Below are 740 nucleotides of genomic sequence, written 5' to 3' on the forward strand. Positions count from 1 at the left end.
CAGGTTGGCTGCACTGTGGGGTGATAATACGTCCATGACTATTAGCCACGAGTCGATTTACCAGGCCCTTTACGTACAAGGGGCAGGCAGCTTGCGCAAAGAACTTGTGTTTGAAAAGTCCTGCCGGACTACCCGGCCAGGGCGTAAACCCCGCTCGCTTCTCGCAGGGGTGCCCAAGCCACGTGGAAAACGCTGGACTCATGATGCCAATATTTCACTTCGCCCAGCCGAAGCCAATGATCGTGCGGTACCCGGTCATTGGGAAGGCGATTTGATTATTGGCGCAGATGGCACCAGTGCTTTAGCGACGTTGGTGGAACGCCGCAGCAGGTTTGTGCTGCTCGGCAGACTCGGCACTGACCATACTGCCGCCAGTGTCAATGAGGTGATGGTACGGATGATTCGTCGGCTCAAAGAGTCGATGGACACCACGATTTCGACGTTGACCTGGGATCAGGGAGTGGAGTTTGCCAAACACACGGAGTTTTCTGTCGCGGAGAATATCCAGGTGTTTTTCGCCGATCCGCATTCGCCGTGGCAGCGAGGTAGCAATGAGCGGATGAACCGGGATATCCGGTTTTATTTCCCCAAAGGCACCAACTTTACCGATGTCACCGACCAAGAGGTCGCCGAGGCGGAAGCATTGCTGAATAACCGGCCACGGGTAGTGCTCGACGGGTTAACTCCCCGGGAGGTAATCTCTGGTGTTATCCATGATGCAATGACCGCCTGACCCTACC

Annotated in this window: 1 protein-coding gene; it reads left to right on the forward strand. The window is 55.5% G+C overall.

All coding sequences use genetic code 11. The features are described 5' to 3' along the window. Positions 1-733, forward strand: a 733-nt coding sequence (locus AB1Z34_RS11145; RefSeq protein WP_367158346.1) for an IS30 family transposase, incomplete at its 5' end; no start/stop codon positions are given. Positions 734-740: the final 7 nt, after the last annotated feature.

Origin of the sequence: Corynebacterium sp. 045007, assembly GCF_040743205.1 — a bacterium.
GTDB classification, from domain to species: Bacteria; Actinomycetota; Actinomycetes; order Mycobacteriales; family Mycobacteriaceae; genus Corynebacterium; species Corynebacterium jeikeium_D.